General features: G+C 71.1%; 18 protein-coding genes. 11 read left to right on the forward strand and 7 right to left on the reverse strand.

Going from position 1 to position 19,851, the window contains the following annotated elements; all coding sequences use genetic code 11:
- Positions 1 to 56: 56 nt before the first annotated feature.
- Positions 57 to 995, reverse strand: coding sequence for a hydroxymethylglutaryl-CoA lyase (locus tag LL946_RS03790; protein WP_404386783.1), 939 nt, complete (start codon positions 993 to 995; stop codon positions 57 to 59).
- An 85-nt stretch (positions 996 to 1,080) separates the two neighbouring features.
- On the opposite strand from LL946_RS03790, the gene LL946_RS03795 reads away from it, so the two are divergent.
- From LL946_RS03795 to LL946_RS03840, 10 genes are all read left to right on the forward strand, one after another.
- Entirely contained in the window at positions 1,081 to 1,809 is a 729-nt protein-coding gene (locus LL946_RS03795) for a hypothetical protein (RefSeq protein WP_404384940.1), read from the forward strand.
- Between the two features lie 6 nt (positions 1,810 to 1,815).
- Complete coding sequence (locus LL946_RS03800; RefSeq protein WP_404384942.1) at positions 1,816 to 3,456, forward strand: DNA repair helicase XPB; 1,641 nt, start codon at positions 1,816 to 1,818, stop codon at positions 3,454 to 3,456.
- 289 nt (positions 3,457 to 3,745) lie between these two features.
- Positions 3,746 to 4,378: a hypothetical protein gene (locus LL946_RS03805; protein WP_404384944.1), complete on the forward strand. Its 633-nt coding sequence runs from the start codon at positions 3,746 to 3,748 to the stop codon at positions 4,376 to 4,378.
- A 66-nt stretch (positions 4,379 to 4,444) separates the two neighbouring features.
- The gene (locus LL946_RS03810; protein ID WP_404384946.1) at positions 4,445 to 4,684 is read left to right on the forward strand and encodes an antitoxin MazE5; all 240 of its coding nucleotides are present in this window, start codon (positions 4,445 to 4,447) and stop codon (positions 4,682 to 4,684) included.
- Between the two features lie 65 nt (positions 4,685 to 4,749).
- Positions 4,750 to 5,004 carry a type II toxin-antitoxin system PemK/MazF family toxin gene (locus tag LL946_RS03815; RefSeq protein WP_404384948.1) on the forward strand — a complete coding sequence of 85 codons (255 nt, stop codon included), beginning with the start codon at positions 4,750 to 4,752 and terminating at the stop codon, positions 5,002 to 5,004.
- Positions 5,005 to 5,161: 157 nt separating this feature from the next.
- Complete coding sequence (locus LL946_RS03820) at positions 5,162 to 5,875, forward strand: response regulator transcription factor (protein WP_404384950.1); 714 nt, start codon at positions 5,162 to 5,164, stop codon at positions 5,873 to 5,875.
- The gene (locus LL946_RS03825) at positions 5,875 to 7,335 is read left to right on the forward strand and encodes a sensor histidine kinase (RefSeq protein WP_404384952.1); all 1,461 of its coding nucleotides are present in this window, start codon (positions 5,875 to 5,877) and stop codon (positions 7,333 to 7,335) included. Before LL946_RS03820 ends, LL946_RS03825 begins: the two co-directional genes overlap by 1 nt.
- 47 nt (positions 7,336 to 7,382) lie before the next feature.
- On the forward strand, positions 7,383 to 8,849 hold the full coding sequence (locus LL946_RS03830; RefSeq protein WP_404384954.1) for a S1C family serine protease: 1,467 nt from the start codon (positions 7,383 to 7,385) through the stop codon (positions 8,847 to 8,849).
- Positions 8,850 to 8,936: 87 nt separating this feature from the next.
- Positions 8,937 to 10,796, forward strand: a complete 1,860-nt coding sequence (locus LL946_RS03835) for a DUF2339 domain-containing protein (protein ID WP_404384956.1) — start codon at positions 8,937 to 8,939, stop codon at positions 10,794 to 10,796.
- Between the two features lie 12 nt (positions 10,797 to 10,808).
- Positions 10,809 to 11,450: a hypothetical protein gene (locus LL946_RS03840; RefSeq protein WP_404384958.1), complete on the forward strand. Its 642-nt coding sequence runs from the start codon at positions 10,809 to 10,811 to the stop codon at positions 11,448 to 11,450.
- Between the two features lie 4 nt (positions 11,451 to 11,454).
- Here LL946_RS03840 and LL946_RS03845 read toward each other — a convergent pair whose 3' ends face one another.
- On the reverse strand, positions 11,455 to 12,060 hold the full coding sequence (locus LL946_RS03845; protein WP_404384960.1) for a DedA family protein: 606 nt from the start codon (positions 12,058 to 12,060) through the stop codon (positions 11,455 to 11,457).
- Positions 12,061 to 12,198: 138 nt separating this feature from the next.
- Positions 12,199 to 12,942 carry a DUF4031 domain-containing protein gene (locus LL946_RS03850; protein WP_404384962.1) on the reverse strand — a complete coding sequence of 248 codons (744 nt, stop codon included), beginning with the start codon at positions 12,940 to 12,942 and terminating at the stop codon, positions 12,199 to 12,201.
- A gap of 128 nt (positions 12,943 to 13,070) precedes the next feature.
- On the opposite strand from LL946_RS03850, the gene LL946_RS03855 reads away from it, so the two are divergent.
- Positions 13,071 to 13,361 (forward strand): WXG100 family type VII secretion target, encoded by a 291-nt coding sequence (locus LL946_RS03855; RefSeq protein ID WP_404384964.1) that lies wholly within the window; start codon positions 13,071 to 13,073, stop codon positions 13,359 to 13,361.
- A gap of 77 nt (positions 13,362 to 13,438) precedes the next feature.
- Here the strand turns inward: LL946_RS03855 and LL946_RS03860 are convergent, their stop codons facing one another.
- The 4 genes from LL946_RS03860 to LL946_RS03875 all read right to left on the reverse strand — a co-directional run bounded on the left by LL946_RS03860 (position 13,439) and on the right by LL946_RS03875 (position 19,801).
- Positions 13,439 to 15,982 carry an ABC transporter permease gene (locus LL946_RS03860; protein WP_404384966.1) on the reverse strand — a complete coding sequence of 848 codons (2,544 nt, stop codon included), beginning with the start codon at positions 15,980 to 15,982 and terminating at the stop codon, positions 13,439 to 13,441.
- A 3-nt stretch (positions 15,983 to 15,985) separates the two neighbouring features.
- Positions 15,986 to 16,768 (reverse strand): ABC transporter ATP-binding protein, encoded by a 783-nt coding sequence (locus LL946_RS03865; protein WP_404384968.1) that lies wholly within the window; start codon positions 16,766 to 16,768, stop codon positions 15,986 to 15,988.
- Between the two features lie 177 nt (positions 16,769 to 16,945).
- Positions 16,946 to 18,574 carry a chaperonin GroEL gene (gene groL / locus LL946_RS03870; protein WP_404384970.1) on the reverse strand — a complete coding sequence of 543 codons (1,629 nt, stop codon included), beginning with the start codon at positions 18,572 to 18,574 and terminating at the stop codon, positions 16,946 to 16,948.
- 219 nt (positions 18,575 to 18,793) lie between these two features.
- Positions 18,794 to 19,801 carry a glycerophosphodiester phosphodiesterase gene (locus LL946_RS03875; RefSeq protein WP_404384972.1) on the reverse strand — a complete coding sequence of 336 codons (1,008 nt, stop codon included), beginning with the start codon at positions 19,799 to 19,801 and terminating at the stop codon, positions 18,794 to 18,796.
- Between the last annotated feature and the right edge of the window lie 50 nt (positions 19,802 to 19,851).

Below are 19,851 nucleotides of genomic sequence, written 5' to 3' on the forward strand. Positions count from 1 at the left end.
AGCCAGCGGCGAATCGACGTCATGGCTCGGCCCTGGGGACCGGTGTGAGCCGGGTGTCAGCCGGCGGCGGGGATGAGGGCGCGGACGACGGCAGAGGGCGAGGGACGCCCGAGCTGCTGCGCCATCCAGGCGCTCGTCGCCAGCAGGCTCTCGAGGTCGACGCCGGTGCGGATGCCGGCGCCCTCCATGGCCCAGACGAGGTCCTCGGTGGCGAGGTTGCCGGTGGCACTCTCGGCGTAGGGGCAGCCGCCGAGTCCGCCGGCGGAGGAGTCGACGACCGTGATGCCGTGGCGGAGGGCGACGAGGGTGTTGCTCAGGGCCTGGCCGTAGGTGTCGTGGAAGTGCACCGCCGTCTGGTCGACGCCGATACCCCTGTCCTGCAACGCATCGAGGAGGCGGGAGACGTGGCCGGAGGTGGCGACGCCGATGGTGTCGCCGAGTGAGAGCTGGTCGCAGCCGAGGTCCATGAGGCGCGCGCACACGTCGACGACCTGCGGGACCGGCACGGGGCCCTCCCACGGGTCGCCGAAGCACATCGACACGTAGCCGCGCACCCAGAGGCCGGCCTCCCGCGAGCGCTCGACGACGGGCCGGAACATCTCGATGGACTCGTCCACGGTGCGGTTGAGGTTCTTGCGAGCGAACGTCTCGGTGGCGCTGCCGAAGATCGCCACGGCACCGACACCGGCCTCGAGCGCACGGTCGAGACCGCGCTCGTTGGGGACGAGCACGGGACGGCGTGGGCCGAGCCCCTCGTCGCCGAGCAGGTCGAGCACCTCCCCCGCGTCGGCGAGCTGGGGCACCCACTGGGGGTTGACGAACGACGTGGTCTCGATGGTCCCGAGCCCCGCGGCAGCGAGACGCCGGACGAACTCGGCCTTGACGTCGGCCGGGACGACCGCCTTCTCGTTCTGGAGGCCGTCGCGGGCACCGACCTCGTAGATGGTGATCTCCGCCGGGAGCGTCGGGTCCGCCTCGACCTGCGGGGTGCGCATGCTCATGCCTCATACTGACACGCAGCACGGGCGAGTCCGTCGGACCACGGCACGCACCGGCACCCCGGCGGGATACCTTGTCGCCATGAGCGAGAACGACAAGGACCCGCAGCAGGGGGAGTTCACGGATCCGACGGCCAGCCCGGACTGGACGGCCCCGTCGTCCTCGCAGGAGCCGCCCGCACCCGAGCCCGACGCGCCTCAGCCGTCGGCGCCCACGGAGCACATCCCCCAGGGCGGAGACACGCAGGCAGCACCGCAGGCGCCACCCGTCCCGCCCGTCCCACCGGCACCGAGCTATGACGCGCCCTACGTCCAGCCGCGCGGCGAGAGCAACCCCTACGCCGGCTCGAGTGCGCAGCCGACGAACCCGTATGCCGCGACGCCGCCACCGCCTCCGGCCGACCCGTACGGCGTGCCGCAGCAGCCGGCATACGACCCGTATGCCGCGAGCGGCCAGGCGCAGCCCGGCGGCTACCCGGCCTACCAGGGCCCCGGGCAGTGGCAGGCGCCGCCGGCCGCCTACGGCGCCCCGCCGCCCCAAAACACGAGCGCGCTCGTCCTCACGATCATCTCGGGCATCATCACGGTGAGCTGCTGCATCCCCGGCATCGTCCCGCTCATCCTCGGCATCATCGCGCTGACCAAGAACTCCACGGACCCCGAGGGTTCTCGTCGGCTCACGAAGTGGGGCTGGATCGCGTTCGCGATCTCGATGGCGCTCGTCGTCATCGGCGTCATCATCTTCATCGCGGTCGGCGCCGCCGGTGGGTTCGACAGCGGCAGCACCTACGACTCCGACTACTCGTACTGAGGTCGCGTGACTGACGGCGCACTCATCGTCCAGAGCGACAAGACGCTCCTCCTCGAGGTCGACCACCCCCGATCCGCGGAGGCGCGGCGGGCGATCGCACCGTTCGCGGAGCTGGAGCGAGCACCCGAGCACATCCACACCTACCGGATCACCCCGCTGGGACTGTGGAACGCCCGGGCGGCCGGGCACGACGCCGAGCAGGTCGTCGACGCCCTCGTCACGCACAGCCGCTACCCCGTGCCGCACGCGCTGCTCATCGACGTCGCCGACACGATGGCCCGCTACGGCCGGCTCACGCTGACCAAGGACGCCGAGTCACGTCTCGTCCTGCGCACCACCGACCGGGCGGTGCTCACCGAGGTGTTGCGGCACAAGCGGATCAAGCCGCTCATCGGTGAGCGCCTCGACGACGACACGGTGGTGGTCCACCCCAGCGAGCGCGGCCACCTCAAGCAGGAGCTGCTCAAGGTCGGGTGGCCGGCCGAGGACGAGGCGGGCTACGTCGACGGTGAGGCGTACCGGATCGACCTCGACCAGAGCGACGGCTGGAGCATGCGTCCCTACCAGGAGCAGGCGGTCGACGGCTTCTGGGACGGCGGCTCAGGCGTCGTCGTCCTCCCCTGCGGCGCGGGCAAGACTCTCGTCGGCGCCGGCGCCATGGCCAAGGCGTCGGCGACGACGCTCATCCTGGTCACCAACACCGTCTCGGCTCGGCAGTGGAAGGACGAGCTGATCCGCCGGACGAGCCTGACCGAGGACGAGATCGGCGAGTACTCCGGCGCCCGCAAGGAGATCCGCCCCGTCACCATCGCGACCTACCAGGTGCTCACGACGCGTCGCAAGGGCGTCTACACGCACCTCGACCTGCTCGACGCCAAGGACTGGGGGCTCGTGGTCTACGACGAGGTGCACCTCCTCCCGGCGCCGATCTTCCGGATGACCGCCGACCTCCAGGCCCGTCGCCGCCTCGGACTCACCGCCACCCTCGTGCGCGAGGACGGTCTCGAGTCCGACGTCTTCTCGCTCATCGGCCCCAAGCGCTTCGACGCGCCGTGGAAGGACATCGAGGCGCAGGGCTACATCGCTCCCGCGGACTGCGTCGAGGTCCGGGTCACGCTCCCGGACGGACAACGCATGGCGTATGCCGTCGCGGAGCCGGAGGACCGCTACCGCCTCGCCTCCTGCTCGGACTCGAAGCTGCCGGTGGTCGAGAAGCTCGTCGCCCGGCACCGCGGCGAGCCGACCCTCGTCATCGGCCAGTACCTCGACCAGCTCGACGAGCTCGCCGGCCGCCTCGACGCCGACGTCATCACCGGCGAGACCTCGGTGACGGAGCGACAGCGCCTGTATGCCGCGTTCCGCGAGGGCGAGATCAGCCTGCTCGTCGTCTCGAAGGTCGCGAACTTCTCCATCGACCTGCCCGAGGCCAGCGTCGCCATCCAGGTCTCCGGCACCTTCGGCTCCCGCCAGGAGGAGGCCCAGCGTCTCGGCCGCGTACTCCGCCCCAAGGGCGACGGCCGCACCGCGCACTTCTACACCGTCGTCGCCCGCGACACCGTCGACGCCGACTTCGCCGCCCACCGCCAGCGCTTCCTCGCCGAGCAGGGCTACGCCTACCGCATCATCGACGCCACCGACCTCGACTAGGCACGAGCGCCTCGGGAGCCAGCGGCGCACACCGTGGTGACAAGCTCAGCGACGGGTGCGCCGGTGAGCAGCCTCGGCGCCGGTCGCGCGAGCGGCGCCGACGTGAGAGCCTCGGCCACCCGGAGCGCACGACGTCCTGTTCGCCGCTGGCTGGGCCTGGCGGGAGCGGGGAGTGCGCGCAGCGCGCGAGCCGCGGATGGGACTGCGGCGAACAGGACGTCGAGCGCGACGACAACGCGAACGGGGCGGACGGCATACGCAATCGCGGAGCGTGTGTGAGAGTGGCGCCATGACGCAACCGCCGCAGGGCACCCCGATCGAACCCACCGCCCAGCCGACCCGCTTCCGGGTCCGCCAGAGGGTGACGATGATGGTCAACCGCTACGAGGTCCACGGCGTGGGGCCCGACGGGACCGAGGTCGGCCTGTGGGCGTTCGCCGAGCAGAAGCGCATGGCGTTCAAGGAGCAGGTGACGTTCTTCGCCGACGCGGGCAAGAGCCAGCCGGTCTTCGGGTTCAAGGCGAGGACCCGGATGGACCTCGGCGCGACCTACGACGTCACCGACGCGGCGGGTCAGCCGATCGGCGAGTTCCGCAAGGACTTCGGCAAGTCGCTGCTGCGCTCGACCTGGCACCTCACCATCCCGGGTGGTCGGGTCGCACTGGGCCAGGAGCGCAACCACACCGTCGCGATCGTCCGGCGCGTCTGGGACTTCATCCCGGTCGTCGGCGACATCCCGGTCCCGTTCCTCTTCCACTTCGACTTCACGCTGCCCGACGGGCAGGTCGTCATGAGCAGCACGAAGAAGCCGGCGCTGCGTGACGTCTACGAGGTCGAGCTGCCGCCCGTCGACGGCCACCCGATCGACTGGCGGATCGGCGCCGCCATGGCGGTCGCCCTCGACGCGCTCCAGTCCCGCTGACACCGGGACGCAAGCACGCCCCACACCACGACCACCACCATGCCACAGTCGTGGCATGGTGGTGGCATGGCACGGATTCGAGTGAGCACGACGGTCGATGACGAGCTGCTGCGGGCAGCACGCAGGACGATGCCGGAGGCCCGGGACAGCTCCCTGCTGGAGGCGGCGCTGGAGTCGCTCATCCGCGCCCACCGCAGCACCGAGATCGATGGCGCCTACGCGGACGCCTACTCCAGATTGCCCCTCGACCAGCCCGACGAGTGGGGCGACCTCGCCGGGTGGCGCGCGGCGGTGAGCACGTCGTGAGCGCGCCCGGTCGAGGCGACGTGTGGTGGTGCGAGACTCCCAGCTTTCCCCGCAGACCCGTCGTCGTGCTGTCACGGTCGGCGGCGATCGCAGGGCTGGGGCGCGCCCTCGTCGCTCCCTGCACGACGACGGTTCGCGGCCTCCCGAGCGAGGTCACGCTCGAGCCGGGCACTGACCCGGTCCCACGGGAGTGTGTGGCCAACCTGGACTCCGTCGAGTCCGTGTCCGTCTCCATGCTCGTCGACCGGCTCGGCCGCCTGAGCGACCACCGCCTGCACGAGATGTGCCGGGCGCTCGGCATCGCCGTCGACTGCGCCTGAGCAACCCAGAACGCCCCGCAAAGGCGATGGGCGTTGGCGGCGCGCGCCATCCACGACGTCGAGCCCAGGACCGCCCCTCGCGCGACCGAGGACCCGGTGGGCCGAACACACGGCATACGTCCAGACAACTCCCAGACTCCGGCGCGACACTGGACCCGTGAGCGCCAACCCAGCAACCCCCGAGGCCACGCTGCTCGTCGTCGAGGACGAGCCCAACATCCGTGAGCTCCTCGCGACCTCCCTGCGGTTCGCGGGGTTCGAGGTCGTCACCGCCGCCACCGGCGGCGAGGCCGTGAGGCTCGCCGACGAACGCCATCCCGACCTCTGCGTGCTCGACGTCATGCTGCCCGACATGGACGGCTTCGACGTGACCCGCCGGCTGCGCGAGTCGGGTCGTCACGTGCCGATCGTCTTCGTCACCGCCCGCGACTCCGTCGACGACAAGATCAAGGGCCTCACCGTCGGCGGCGACGACTACGTCACCAAGCCGTTCAGCCTGGAGGAGGTCGTCGCCCGCATCCGCGCCGTGCTGCGCCGCACCCGGGGCGACGTCGACGACAGCGCTTCGCTGCGCTTCGAGGACCTCGAGCTCGACGAGGACAGCCACGAGGTCCGCCGCGCCGGCCGCGTCATCGAGACGAGCCCCACCGAGTTCAAGCTGCTGCGCTACCTCATGCTCAACCCCAACCGCGTGCTCTCCAAGGCGCAGATCCTCGACCACGTGTGGGAGTACGACTTCCGCGGCGAGAGCGGCATCGTCGAGTCCTACATCTCCTACCTGCGCCGCAAGATCGACACCGAAGGTCTGCCGCCGCTCATCCACACCAAGCGCGGTGTGGGATACGTGCTGCGCCTGCCGCCCCAGACCTGATGACGACCAACGCCGGGTCGCAGGCGGTCGTCAAGCGGCTCGAGGCGATGCCGCTCCGGGTCCGTCTCGTCGCCATCGTCCTCGTCGTTCTCGCCGCGGCGCTGCTGGTCTCCAACCTCGCCACGGCCTACCTCATGCGTCGTGACCTCCTCGGGAGGGTCGACACCGAGCTCAAGGGCGTCGTCGAACCCGTTGCGACACAGGCGTTGACGGAGCTCTCCAAGGGCGGCACGGGGACCACTCCCACGAACTACGCCTTCGTCCTCTTCCCTGTCGACGGCCGGACCATGAGCGTCAACCCCACGAGCGAGCGCCTCCACCCCGACGTCCCGCGGCTCGCCCTCGACGACCGGCGCGTCGTCAGCGGCAAGCCCTTCACGGTGAGGTCCGTCGACGGCGAGATGGACTGGCGCTTCATCGCCGGCAGGGTGAACAAGGGCGAGGCGACGTTCGCCCTCGGGGTGCCGTTGCGGTCGGTCAAGCAGACGGTGACGCGACTCCTCGTGACCACCGGTGTGCTCAGCGCGTTCGTCCTCGCCGGGTCGGCCCTGCTCGGCTGGTATGCCGTGCGCCGCGCCTTCCGTCCGCTCACCCAGATCGAGGACACCGCCGCCGCCATCGCCGGGGGCGACCTCACCCGGCGCATCCCCGTGCGCGCGGCCGACGACGAGGTGACGTCGCTGTCGCGCAGCCTCAACGCCATGCTCGCCCAGATCGAGGCGTCGTTCGCCGTGCGCGAGGCGTCCGAGGACCGCATGCGCCAGTTCGTCGCCGACGCGAGCCACGAGCTCCGGACACCGCTGGCGACGGTCCGTGGCTACGCCGAGCTGCACCGGCAGGGCGCCATCTCGAACCCCGACGACACCCGGGCCGCCATGGAGCGCATCGAGTCCGAGTCGGGTCGGATGAGCGGGCTCGTCGAGGACCTGCTCACCCTCGCCAGGCTCGACGAGGAGCCCACGACCGCCATGGGCGAGGTGGACCTCACCGTCCTCGCCGCCGACGCGACGGCCGACGCCCGGGCCCGCGAGCCCGAGCGACGCGTCACCCTCGTCGGCCTCCACGGCCCGGTCGACGCCACCGTCGTCTGGGGCTCGGAGTCGCGGCTGCGGCAGGTCGTCACCAACCTCGTCGCCAACGCCCTCAGGCACACGCCCGCGGGTACGCCGGTGGAGCTCTCGGTCGGCGTCGACGACGCCGACGGAGTGTTGGAGGTCCGCGACCACGGCGCTGGAATCCCCTCTGGCGCAGCGCATCGCGTCTTCGAGCGCTTCTACCGTGCCGACCCTTCCCGCGGACGCACCGCCGGAGGTGGCAACGGTCTCGGGCTCGCGATCGTCGCCGCCATCGTCGCTGCTCACCGGGGGCGCGTCGGGGTCCAGGAGACCCCCGGTGGGGGCGCGACGTTCGTCGTGCGGATTCCCACAGGCGCCTCACAGGCACGGCCCAGCACCTCTTGATGTCGAGGCACTTGAGTGTGGAGTGCCAGCCCGACGAAGGAGTACCCATGAGCGACCCGCAGCCCGGACCGACCGGACAGCCCACCGGCACGAACCCCGAGGCTCCGAAGGCTCCCCAGGCCTCCGCCCCCACCCGCGACGACCGTCACGACGGCGACACCGGTCGCGGCCACGACTACGGCTACGCCACCAGCAGTACCGCCACCCAGACGCTCCCCCAGCAGTCCACGGGTGAGCACGCCGCGTCACAGCAGGCCCAGCCCGCGTCGACCACCTGGTACGGCGCCCACGAACCCGCCGGTCCGGTGTTCCCCCCGCCCCCGTCCCCCTCGGCGGCCCCGCAAGGATCCCGTCCGGAGCCGCGTCCGCGGCGCCGGGTCGGCGAGCTCTTCACGGTGGCTGCGCTGACCGCCGCACTCGCGTCGGGCGGCACCTATGCCGTGACCCAGCTGGGGTCGCAGGACGCGCAGACCCCCTCCGCTGCGTCGTCCTCCTCCAGCCTGGGTCGCGGCGCCCAGACGGCACCGGTCTCGCAGAGCGACCCCCAGTCGCCGAACTGGACCGCCACGGCCGCCGCCGTCTCGCCCAGCGTCGTCGCGATCCGCACCGTCAGCGGCGAGGGGTCCGGCGTCATCATCGACGACTCCGGGCACGTGCTCACCAACAACCACGTCGTCGCCGGCGCCCAGGAGCTCACGGTGACGCTGTCCGACGGGCGCACGTTCAAGGGCAAGATCCAGGGCACCGACCCCTCCACCGACCTCGCGGTCGTCACCATCCAGGGCATCCCCGACGACCTCGAGCCGATCTCCCTCGGCGACTCCGACGCGCTCAAGGTCGGCGACCCGGTCATGGCCGTCGGCAACCCGCTCGGTTTGGCCGGCACCGTGACCACCGGCATCGTCAGCGCGCTCAACCGCCCGGTGACCACGGAGGCGGCCGAGGAGCAGCCCCAGCAGCAGAACCCCTTCGGACAGCCTCAGCAGCAGCAGTCGAGCAGCGAGCCCGTGGTGACCAACGCCATCCAGACCTCCGCGGCCATCAACCCGGGCAACAGCGGTGGCGCCCTCGTCAACGCCAGCGGCCAGCTCGTCGGCATCAACTCCTCCATCGCCTCGCTCGGTTCGTCCAGCGGGTCGAGCGGCAACATCGGCATCGGCTTCGCGATCCCGGTCAAGGAGGCGGCCTCCATCGCCGAGCAGCTCATCGCCGACGGCACCGCCGAGCACGCCTACCTTGGCGTCGGGCCCACCGACGGGACCGCCTCGGACGGCGGCGCGACCCGCGCGGGAGCCCAGATCCGCACCGTCTCGCCCGGCACCCCGGCGGCGAAGGCCGGCATCGAGGTCGGCGACGTCATCACCGAGGTCAACGGTGAGCGCGTGGACTCCGCGGAGTCGCTCGTCGCCCACATCCGCGAGTACGCGGTGGGCGACTCCGTGAAGCTCACGGTGCTGCGCGACGGCAAGAGCCAGGAGCTCTCGGCGACGCTCATCGCCTCCCCGAGCAGCTGACACCCAGCAGGCAGACCACCCACCTGAGTGTCCCGGTGAGTACCCCGACTCATGGAGTCGGGGTACTCCTCGTTCCACGCTGTGTCCATGAGCACTCAGCTGCAGGACGTGCGGCGCCTCGAGAACGAGTTCGCCGACGCGATGAACCGCATGTATGCCGTGGGCAACGGGCTCGCCCGGATGCGCGCGGCTCTCGAGGTCGAGACCTCCACGTCGCCCGACTCCTGGGCCGCCCACGCTCCTGCAGTGCCCACCGCCCCGGGGCCGGCGACGACGCCGAGCGTCCCGGCCACGCCCCTCCCGGAGCCCGCAACCGCACCCGCCCGCCGGCCTGTCGACCTCCGGCGTCCGGAGCCCCTGCCCTCCTGGTGGCAGCGCGAGGGCGCCGTCACGCGCGTCCTGGCCCTCGCCGGCGCCGTCGTCACCCTCATCGGGGTTGCTCTGCTGCTCGCCCTCGCCATGCAACAGGGCTGGTTCGTCCCCGAGCTGCGGGTCGCCCTGGGTGTCCTCCTCGCCGTGGGACTCGTCGTCGCAGCCCACGTCGTCCGCGCCCGTGAGACGAGGGCGGGTCGCTCCAGCGCCGCTCCGGTCGCCATCGCGGCCACCGGGTATGCCGCGGGCTACCTCGACGTCGTCGCCGTCACGACCGTCTACGGCTGGGTTCCCCGCGTGGGCGGCCTGGCCATCGCCGCCGTGGTGGCGGTGAGCGGGCTGCTCCTCGCACGCCGTTGGGACCGCCAGCTCCTGGCCCTCATCACCGTGCTCGGTGCCACCCTGCTCGCGCCCGTGGTCGCCGAGAACGTCGGCGACGAGGTGTCGCTGTTCGTCGTCGTGCTGTCCGCGGCCGCGCTGCTGGCCCGCGGCGACCGCGGCTGGCCGATGCTCGCGCTGGCGCGGACCGTCCCGGCGGCAGGTCTGGTGCTGCTCGGCGTCGCAGCGGAGAACGCCGACGACGGCAGCCCGTCACGCGTCGCCATCCTCGCCGCGGTCGCGCTCTCGGTGCTCGCCCTCGTCGGCGCCGTGTCGGCGGCACGTCACCGCCGCGACGACCTCGTCGGCAGCGCCACGGTCGCGGTGGCGTCGGTCGCGCTGCTCGTCGCCTTCGGCGTCCACGGACAGACCCTGCGCACGACCGGCTTCGCGATCATCGCGGTGGCGTTCGCCGTCGCCCTGGCGGTCACGTCGCGCTCCCCCATCGGCCCCGTGCCCACTCCGCTGGCCACGACGATCGGCGCCGTGTCCGGTCTCTCCGCACTCCTCGCGGTGACCAGCGGCGCCCCGGAGCGCTGGGTCGTCACCGGCATCATCCTCACGGCCCTCGGCTACGCAGCCGCCGCCGTGACCACCCGCTCCCGCGTCACCCTGTGGGTCGCCGCCGGGACCACGGTCGTGGCCTCCGTCGCCTACCTCACCCACCCCACGGCATACATCGAGCTGTGGAGCGCACGCGACCACGACGCGACGACGGCGCTGCTCGACAGCGTCCTCGCCGGAGGCGTCGCGGCGCTGGGCGCCTGGGGCGTCGACGTCGTCCGAGGCATCCCGGCGCACGTCCGTCGGCTGGCCCGGGTGGCTGCGCTCATCGCCGGACTCGCCACCTCGGCCGTCGCGGTCATCTCGCTGGGCCTGCTGTTCGGCGACGCGGTCGGTGCCACGTCGGCGGGCTTCCTCGCCGGGCACGCCCTCGCGACGGTCCTGTGGATGGTGACGTCGGCCTGGCTGCTCCTGCACGGCCTCAAGGCCGAGTCACGCCGGGCCCTCTCCGTACGGCTGGGGCTGGGCCTCGCGGCGGTGAGCGTGGCCAAGCTGTTCCTCTTCGACCTCGCGACCCTCGACGGGGTGTGGCGCGTGGCGGCCTTCATCGTGACCGGGCTGCTGCTCCTCGCCAGCGGGACGGCATACGCCAGGGCTCTGGAGCGGACGCGAGCACCGGAGGCGACCGCCTGAGAGACTGCCCGCATGATGCGGGACGAGATGTGGGAGGAGGCTGCGCGAGTCGTCAGGGGTGACGTGCGCAGCCTCCTCTCCGTCCGCGCGGACCTCGAGCGCCGGTGGTCCGAGCCGCACCGTGGCTACCACGACCTCCGTCACCTCGACGAGGTCGTGGTCGCGCTGGTGGAGCTGCGGGGGTCGACCCTTGACACGGACGCCGAGTGGGCCGGCGTGGTGTTCGCCGCGTGGTTCCACGATGCCGTCTACGACGTGGCGGAGCCGGGCGAGAACGAGGGGCGCAGCTCCGAGCTCGCCCGAAATGCGCTGTCGGAGAGCGGGATCCGGGACGACGTCGTCAGGCTCACGTGTGCCCTGGTGGAGGCGTCGGCCACCCACCACGTGGCCGAGTCACGGGGGCCGCAGGCGGCCTTCCACGACGCCGACCTGTGGATCCTCGGCGCTCCGCCCGAGCGCTTCGACGACTACTGCGCGGACGTCCGGCGTGAGTACGCCGCGGTGCCGGACGACGCCTACGCCGAGGGCCGCGGGGCGATCCTGCGCCCGTTCCTCGCCCGCGAGAGCATCTACCGGTCCGAGCACGCGCGGCACCACTGGGAGCCCGCGGCCCGCGAGAACCTGCACCGCGAGCTGGCTCGGCTCACGCGCTGACCGGTCACGGACGCGCCGCCCGCTTCGCGCGCTGCAGCACGCGATCGACGACGAGCCCGAGTCCACCGGCCAGGGCGATCCCGCCGACGGCGCCGAGCAGCGGGTTCTGCTCGACCCAGTGTCCGGCGAGCGCGCCGATGCCGACGGAGTACGCCGCCCAGCTGGTCGCCGCCAGGGCCGTGAGCAGGACGAAGCGCCGGTGCGAGAAGGTGCCGGCTCCCGCGGTGACGTTGACCGCCACACGGCCGACCGGGATGTAGCGCGCGACGACGATGGCCAGCCCGCCCCGTCGGTCGAGCTCGCTCTCGGCCCGCAGGAAGGACTCCCGCACCTTGGGCCTGCTGCTGGACCGCAGGCCGGCCAGGCCCGACCGTCGGGCGACACCGAAGGTGAGGTTGTCACCGATGAACGCACCGGCAGCCGCGACGACGCCGAGGGCGAACAGGTGGGGTGAGCCGGAGGCGGCCCCGAACGCGGCGAGCGTGATGACGACCGACTCGCTGGGGACCGGTGGCAGCAGAGCGTCGAACGTGGCGAGCAGGAAGATCACGGGCAGCACCCACACCGCTGCGGCGTTCTGCTCGATGAGGGTGCTGACGGCCTCGAACACGCGAATCTCCCCTCGGCACAGGGAGTTCGGACTCGGCGTCGGTCGCCGGGCACCCCGTGGACCTCCATCGTGCGAGAGGGCGCGACATCGCGACATCGGGTCCTCCACCCGCTCGCCCCTGAATTCGGTGCCTGTCCCTCAGGGGTGGCCGTGGCCCACGGCCCCCTGGGCGTCGGGGTCGACGAGCGGCCACCAGTGGCGCTCCCCGAGCTCGTCGCGCTGCATCGCGGGCGGGCACCACGTCCCGACGACGCCGTTGGCCGACGGCAGGGTGAAGAGACTGAAGCACGCGAACGGCACCGGCCACGGGTAGCCCGGATCAGGCTCGCGCACGACGTTGCGCACGTAACCGAGCAGCCGGGCCCCGTCGCGCCTGACACCGAGGTCATCCGCGAGGGCCCTCAGCGAACCCTCGGCGGTCTGGCCGGCTTCCACGGCCCGGGTCGGCAGGTCCGCTCCCCAGCCGTCCGGCCGGGTCATGACGAGCAGGCCGCGCTCGTCGCGGACCACCGCTCGCACCACCACCGTGTTCGGAGGCGCACCGTCCTGGCGCGACGCGATGACGTCGGCACGACCACCTGGCGGCAGCCACGGAGCGTCCGGGGTGCTCCTCACGACCCGCTCGTGCTTGCGCTTGGAGATGCGAAGACCGCTGTGCTGCAGGCGTCTCAGCAGCTCGCGACCGTCGATCGGGACGGCACCGGCAGCGACCACGGCGGCGTAGCGCTCCTCGGGGACGTCGTAGTGGTCACCCTCGAAACCACGAGCCGGTATGCCGGCGCGCTCCGCGAAGTCGTGCAGCTCGCGGTAGGAGGTGTCGCTCACGAGGTGCGACCACAGGCGCCCGTGGGCCGGCCACGCGGGAGGGTCGATGAGCAGCACCCCGTGATCGTATGCCGCACGCTCACCGAGAGCCTGTGGACAACTCCGCGGCGGTTTGCCGCGTCGTCCCTACGGTCGGAGGACGAGGTCGCACCACCGGGGTGCGGCTCGGACAGAGGGGACCCGACATGTCCACGCAGTTCCAGGTCGACACCGAGCGGATCCAGGCCGCCTCCGGCGACATCGCCCGCATCTCCGGCGAGATCGAGGGCCAGGTGGCCCAGATGCTCGCCCGCCTCACCGCACTCCAGGACGCGTGGAAGGGCGGGGCCGCCACCCAGTTCCACGGCGTCGTCACCCAGTGGCAGGGGACGCAGCGCCAGGTGCAGTCCTCACTCGACTCGATCGGTCAGGTCCTCGCCGCCGCTGGAGCGCAGTATGCCGAGACCGAGGCGCAGAACATGCGCATGTTCTCGTGAGCGCCGACCACTGAGACCCCGACGGCGGGCACGACACCCCTGAGGTCGCGCCCGCCGCCGGTCCGGTCATCCCTGGGTCACTCGGTGGTGATTGCCCTGAGGATGTCCAGCCTGGAGGCCCGCCAGCCCGGCCACCAGGCCGCGAGGATCCCGACGAGGCCGGCGATCCCGACGAAGAGCGCGAGCTGGGGCCACGGCACCGACAACACGTCGATCCCGTCGTCGGCGAGCGAGCGCTGCAGTGCCACACCGAAGACCACGCCCAGACCGACACCGAGCGCTGCACCGAGCAGGGCGATGACGATCGACTCGAGCCGGAGCATCCGCTTGAGCTGGCGCCGACTGAGGCCGACGGCGCGCAGCAGGCCGATCTCGCGGGTCCGCTCGATCACCGACAGGGCGAGGGTGTTGATGATGCCGAGGATGGCGATGACCACGGCGAGGCCGAGCAGTGCGTAGATGAGGTAGAGCATCTGGTTGATCTGGCTGCGCTGCTCGTCGGCGAACTCACCCTGGTCCTTGACCGTGACGACGGGCAGGTCCGCCAGCGCCGTGTCCAGCGCCCGCCCGACCTGCGCCGGCACGGTGCCCTCCTCGCGGGTCACGAAGACGAAGGAGTCGGTCTTCGGCCCGCCCAGAGACTCCAGTGCCGGGAGGCTCAGGAGGAAGTCCGAGTCCAGCAGCGCCGACTCCCCGTGGACGGCCGCGACCCGGAAGGGCTTGGTCGTCCCGGCACGGGTGAGATCGACCGTGGAGCCGACCGCCAGGTTGTCGGCCGTGGCGCGCTCCTGCGAGATCGACACGGTCGTCGGGGTGAGGTCGGCGAGGCGGCCGGTGACCATGGGGGTCGGGCCGAGGACGCCGACGTGGCCCGGGTCGATGCCGATGACGCCCCGGCGCTCACCCTTGACCATGAGCCCGTCCCAGCGGAACGCCGCGACCTCGTCGACGCCGTCGACGCCGGCGAGCTCCTTGGTCACCTCGGCGGAGAAGGGCGTGCCGACGGCGCTCGAGACGACGTAGTCGGCCACGAACTCCGCCTCGACCGCCTTGTCGATGCTCGCCTTGGCGCTGGCACCGAAGACGGCCATCATCGACACGAGCGTGACGCCGATCATGAGCGCAGACGCTGTGGCGGCGGTACGACGTGGGTTGCGCTGGGCGTTCTGCTGGGCCATGAGCCCGACCGTCCCGAACACCCTGCGATAGATCCAGCCGATGCCGGCGATGACCGGGCGACCCACCAGTGGGCTGATGAGGGCGACGCCGAGGACGACACCGAGGATCCCGGCGCCCACCCAGTAGGTCGGGTTCGGCACCTCGGCGAAGAGTCCCGTGCCCAGGAGCGCCGCGCCGGCCGTGGTGAGGATCCCGCCGACGATGATGCGACCACGCATGCCGCTCTCGGCGAGGACCGCGTCGTCACGCATGGCCGCGACCGGTGGCACCTTGCCCGCCTTGCGGGCCGGCAGGTAGGCGGCGATGAGGGTCACGAGGAGCCCCACGGCGAGGGAGACGACGACCGTCCGCGGCGCGAGGATCAGCGACTGGCCACTGAGGTCCAGCCCGAACTGCCCGAACAGGGTCCGGATGAGCATCGCGATGACGATCCCGAGCCCGAGGCCGATGGCCGACCCGATGAGCCCGATCACGGTGGCCTCGAAGAGGACCGAGCGGGCCACCTGACGACGGGTGGCCCCGAGGGCACGGAAGAGCGCGAGCTCCCGGGAGCGCTGGGCCACGAGGATGCTGAAGGTGTTGATGATGAGGAACGAGCCGACGACGAGGGCCACCCCCGCGAAGACGAGCAGGAACGTCGTGATGAAGCCGAGCGCCTCCTGGATGTCGCTCGCCGCGGCCTTGGCGGCAGAGTCGCCGGTCACGGCCTCGACTCCCGCAGGCAGCTTCGCGGCCACGGCGTCGCGGAGCTCCTCCTGGGACGTTCCGTCCGCCGCTGTCACCCAGATGTCGTTGTAGGCGTCCTTGCCCTCCATGAAGAGCGTGCGGGCCTCCGCCGTGTCGAAGATCGACAGGCTGGCGCCGGCCGTGCCACCGGCCATCGTCACGATGCCGACGAGCCTGGCCTCGATGCGGGGCTGGGCGCCGGAGCTGACGATGTTGACCTTCTCGCCGATGAGGTAGCCGGCCTTGTCCGCGGTCTTCTCGTCGAGGACGACCTCACCGGTCCCCTCGGGCCAGCGCCCGGCGTGGAGCGAGAGTGGCTGCAGTCCCTTGGCCGCCGGTCCGTCGGTGTAGTTGGCCCCGATGCCGGGGGGCCCGAACCCGCCGATGAGCTTGCCGTTCTTACCGACGACGAACGTGCCGAAGTTCGTGATGTTGCCGTCGGCCCGCGCCGCGCCGGGGGTGTCCGCCAGCTCGGTGACGAGTGACCCCGGCAGGGTCTGGGACGTCGGCTGCTGCTCGAGGTCGACCTCACCGGAGACGGGGCGGACGACGACGTCGCCGACCGTGCTGTTCATGATCGAGTCGAAGCTGCGACCGAGGGTGTCGGTGAAGACGAAGGAGCCGGCGACGAACGCCACTCCGAGGATGATCGCGAAGGCGCTCATGAACAGCCGCAGCTTGCGGGCCATGAGGCTCTTCCAGCTGGCACGCAGCACGGCTCAGCCCTGCACCTTGGAGTCGAGGCTCTTCATCGTCTCGAGGATCCGCTCGGGGGTGGGCTCGCGCAGCTCGGTGACGATCCGGCCGTCGGCGAGGAAGACGACGCGGTCGGTCCAGCTCGCCGCGCCGGGGTCGTGGGTCACCATGACGATCGTCTGGCCGAAGTCGTCGACCGAGCGCCGCAGGAAGCCGAGGACCTCGGCGCCCGAGGTCGAGTCGAGGTTGCCGGTCGGCTCGTCGGCGAAGATGATCTCGGGCCGGCTCACCAGGGCCCGGGCACACGCGACGCGCTGCTGCTGGCCTCCGGAGAGCTCACCGGGGCGGTGGCCAAGGCGGTCGCCGAGCCCGACCGTGGCGATGACGTGGTCATACCACTCGCGGTCGGGCTTGCGACCGGCGATCGACAGCGGCAGCAGGATGTTCTCGGCCGCGTTGAGCGTCGGGATGAGGTTGAAGGACTGGAAGACGAAGCCGATGTGGTCGCGGCGGACCTTGGTGAGGTCCTTCTCCTTGAGGGTCGTGAGCTCGGTGTCACCGAGGCGCACCGAGCCTCTCGTCACCGAGTCGAGCCCCGCAGCGCAGTGCATGAGCGTGGACTTGCCCGAGCCGGACGGGCCCATGATCGCGGTGAACTCGCCCGCGGTGATGTCGAGGCTCACGCCCTTGAGGGCGGTGACGGCGGTGTCGCCGGAGCCGTAGGTCTTGACGAGGTCGGTGACGCGTGCGGCCACCTTCGGCGGTGCCGCCGTGTCGCGGCGCTCTGGAGCGAGGTCTGTGGTCATGCCGACAACGCTAGGGGTGGGGACGGCATACGGGGAGGGGGTTTCCCCCCGAGGGAACCCTGAGCCGACCCCGACCACGACCCCGGACCGGACCCGACGCGGCACGGACGAAGGGCGGCCCCCCTCTCGGGAGACCGCCCTTCGACGTGGCGTGTGCCGGTGTTCCTGATCAGGAGATCAGAAGCCCATGCCGCCCATGTCGTCGCCGCCACCGGGCATCGCCGGGGCAGCCTTCTCGGGCTTGTCGGCGATGACGGCCTCGGTGGTGAGGAACAGCGCGGCGATCGACGCGGCGTTCTGCAGCGCGGAGCGCGTCACCTTGGCCGGGTCGATGATGCCGGCCTTGATGAGGTCGACGTACTCGCCGGACGCGGCGTTGAGGCCCCATCCGGACTCGAGGTTGCTGACCTTCTCGGTCACGACGCCGCCCTCGAGGCCGGCGTTGATGGCGATCTGCTTGAGCGGGGCCTCGATCGCGACACGCACGATGTTGGCGCCGGTCGCCTCGTCACCCTCGAGCTCGAGCTTGGCGAACGCAGCCTTGCCGGCCTGGAGCAGGGCCACGCCACCACCGGCGACGATCCCCTCCTCGACGGCAGCCTTGGCGTTGCGCACGGCGTCCTCGATGCGGTGCTTGCGCTCCTTGAGCTCGACCTCCGTGGCCGCGCCCGCCTTGATGACGGCGACGCCGCCGGCGAGCTTGGCGAGGCGCTCCTGGAGCTTCTCGCGGTCGTAGTCGGAGTCCGACTTCTCGATCTCGGCGCGGATCTGGTTGACGCGACCCTGGATCTGGTCGGCGTCGCCCGAGCCCTCGACGATGGTCGTCTCGTCCTTGGTGACGACGACCTTGCGGGCCTTGCCGAGCAGGTCGAGCTCGGCGGTGTCGAGCTTGAGCCCGACCTCCTCGCTGATGACCTGGCCACCGGTGAGGATGGCGATGTCGGCGAGCATGGCCTTGCGGCGGTCACCGAAGCCGGGAGCCTTGACGGCGACCGACTTGAAGGTGCCACGGATCTTGTTGACGACGAGCGTCGACAGGGCCTCGCCCTCGACGTCCTCGGCGATGATGAGCAGCGGCTTGCCGGACTGCATGACCTTCTCGAGGAGGGGCAGCAGGTCCTTGATCGAGCCGATCTTGGAGTTGACGACGAGCACGTAGGGCTCGTCGAGGACGGTCTCCATGCGCTCGGCGTCGGTGACGAAGTAGTGGCTGATGTAGCCCTTGTCGAAGCGCATGCCCTCGGTGAGCTCGAGCTCGAGCCCGAAGGTGTTGCTCTCCTCGACGGTGATGACGCCTTCCTTGCCGACCTTGTCCATGGCCTCGGCGATCATCTCGCCGATCTGGGGGTCAGCAGCGGAGATCGAGGCCGTGGCAGCGATCTGCTCCTTGGTCTCGACGTCCTTGGCGTTGTTGAGCAGCTCGTCGGAGACGGCCGCGACGGCCTTCTCGATGCCGCGCTTGAGCGCCATCGGGTTGGCGCCGGCGGCCACGTTGCGCAGGCCCTCCTTGACGAGCGCCTGGGCGAGGACGGTCGCCGTCGTCGTGCCGTCACCGGCGACGTCGTCGGTCTTCTTGGCGACCTCCTTGACCAGCTCGGCGCCGATCTTCTCGTAGGGGTCGTCGAGCTCGATCTCCTTGGCGATGGACACACCGTCGTTGGTGATCGTGGGGGCTCCCCACTTCTTCTCCAGCACGACGTTGCGGCCCTTGGGGCCCAGGGTGACCTTGACGGCGTCGGCGAGGATGTTCATTCCTCGCTCGAGACCGCGGCGAGCCTCTTCATCAAAAGCGATGATCTTGGCCATTCGGGTGGTTCCTCCCACACGACGAAGGGGCTGACCAGAGGGGTGCCCGCGACGGACGAGCCTGCGCGCGCGCCTCATGTCTGCGCTCGTGCCGACCCTCACCGGACTGGTCAGGTTCTGTCACTCTCATGTCGAGAGTGCTAACCCATTATTGGCACTCTCGATCAGAGAGTGCAAACGCCCCCGTATGCCGGGGGCCGCCCACGCCGGCTTCGTCTCCTAGCCAGCCTCGCAGGGGTCGACGCCCGGCGTGCCGGGACGCTCGATGCCGCGCTCGTCGAGGATCGACTCGAGCAGCGTGGGCTTGGCCGGCATGATGCCGTCGGCGCAGGTGTCGATCATGGCGTCGTAGGTCGCGGCGTCGTCCGGCGCCGATCCCGAGAACCAGACGTGGACGGCATACCCATCGGCGTGTGCGCGCTGCACGAAGGCGCGCGTGGCGACCGGGATCCCGGCGAAGGTCACGGGGATCTGGAAGGCGACCGTCCCCGCAGGTGGCTTCACGCCGGCCAGGAAGTAGCCGAGCATCGCGTTGCGAGCGGCCGACATCGGCACCTGCGGAGCGCGCGCGTGGAAGTCGGCGAGCGCCGCGTCGTTGAACGAGCCGACGATGAGGTCGGTGCGACCGCTCTTGGTGAGCAGGTCGGCGAGCAGCGTGCCGGTGCGGATGAAGGACGCGGTGTCGGCGTCGCTCGTCCCCTTGATCTCGATGTTGATCGGCGTCGTCGGGAAGGCCTTGAGCACCTCGCGCAGCGTGGGGACGGTGAAGTCCTTGGGCTTGTGTCCCTCGACCTTCAGCGACCCGTGCCGCGCTCCGCGCAGGGGGTATGCCGTGTCGTCGAGTCCGTGGACCGCGCTGCGCCCGGGGACGAACCAGTACGCGGCGTCGAGCTCCTTGACCTCGTCGAGCGTCATGTCGACGACCCTGCCGGTGCCGTCGGTCGTCTCGTCGACCGTCGCGTCGTGGATGACGACGACCTGCCCGTCGGCCGTCGACTGGACGTCGAGCTCGAGCATGTCGGATCCGAGAGCGACCGCGCGCTGGAACGCGTACATCGTGTTCATCGGGGCCTCGTGCTCACCACCGGAGTGCGCCATGTTGAGGACCCGTTGCTCGAGCCAGGGGTTGGCGGGTTCGGCACCGCTGGTGGTGGGTGCGACGCCGACGCCTGCGGTGAGGGCGGCGGCTGACAGGAGGAACGGCATGAAGCGACGACGTTGGCGCATGCTCGTGAGGTTAGCCGCCGGGCCCACCTCGAGGGGCACTTCGCTGACAC

Origin of the sequence: Knoellia locipacati, assembly GCF_044791685.1 — a bacterium.
In the GTDB taxonomy this organism is placed as follows: Bacteria; Actinomycetota; Actinomycetes; order Actinomycetales; family Dermatophilaceae; genus Knoellia; species Knoellia locipacati_A.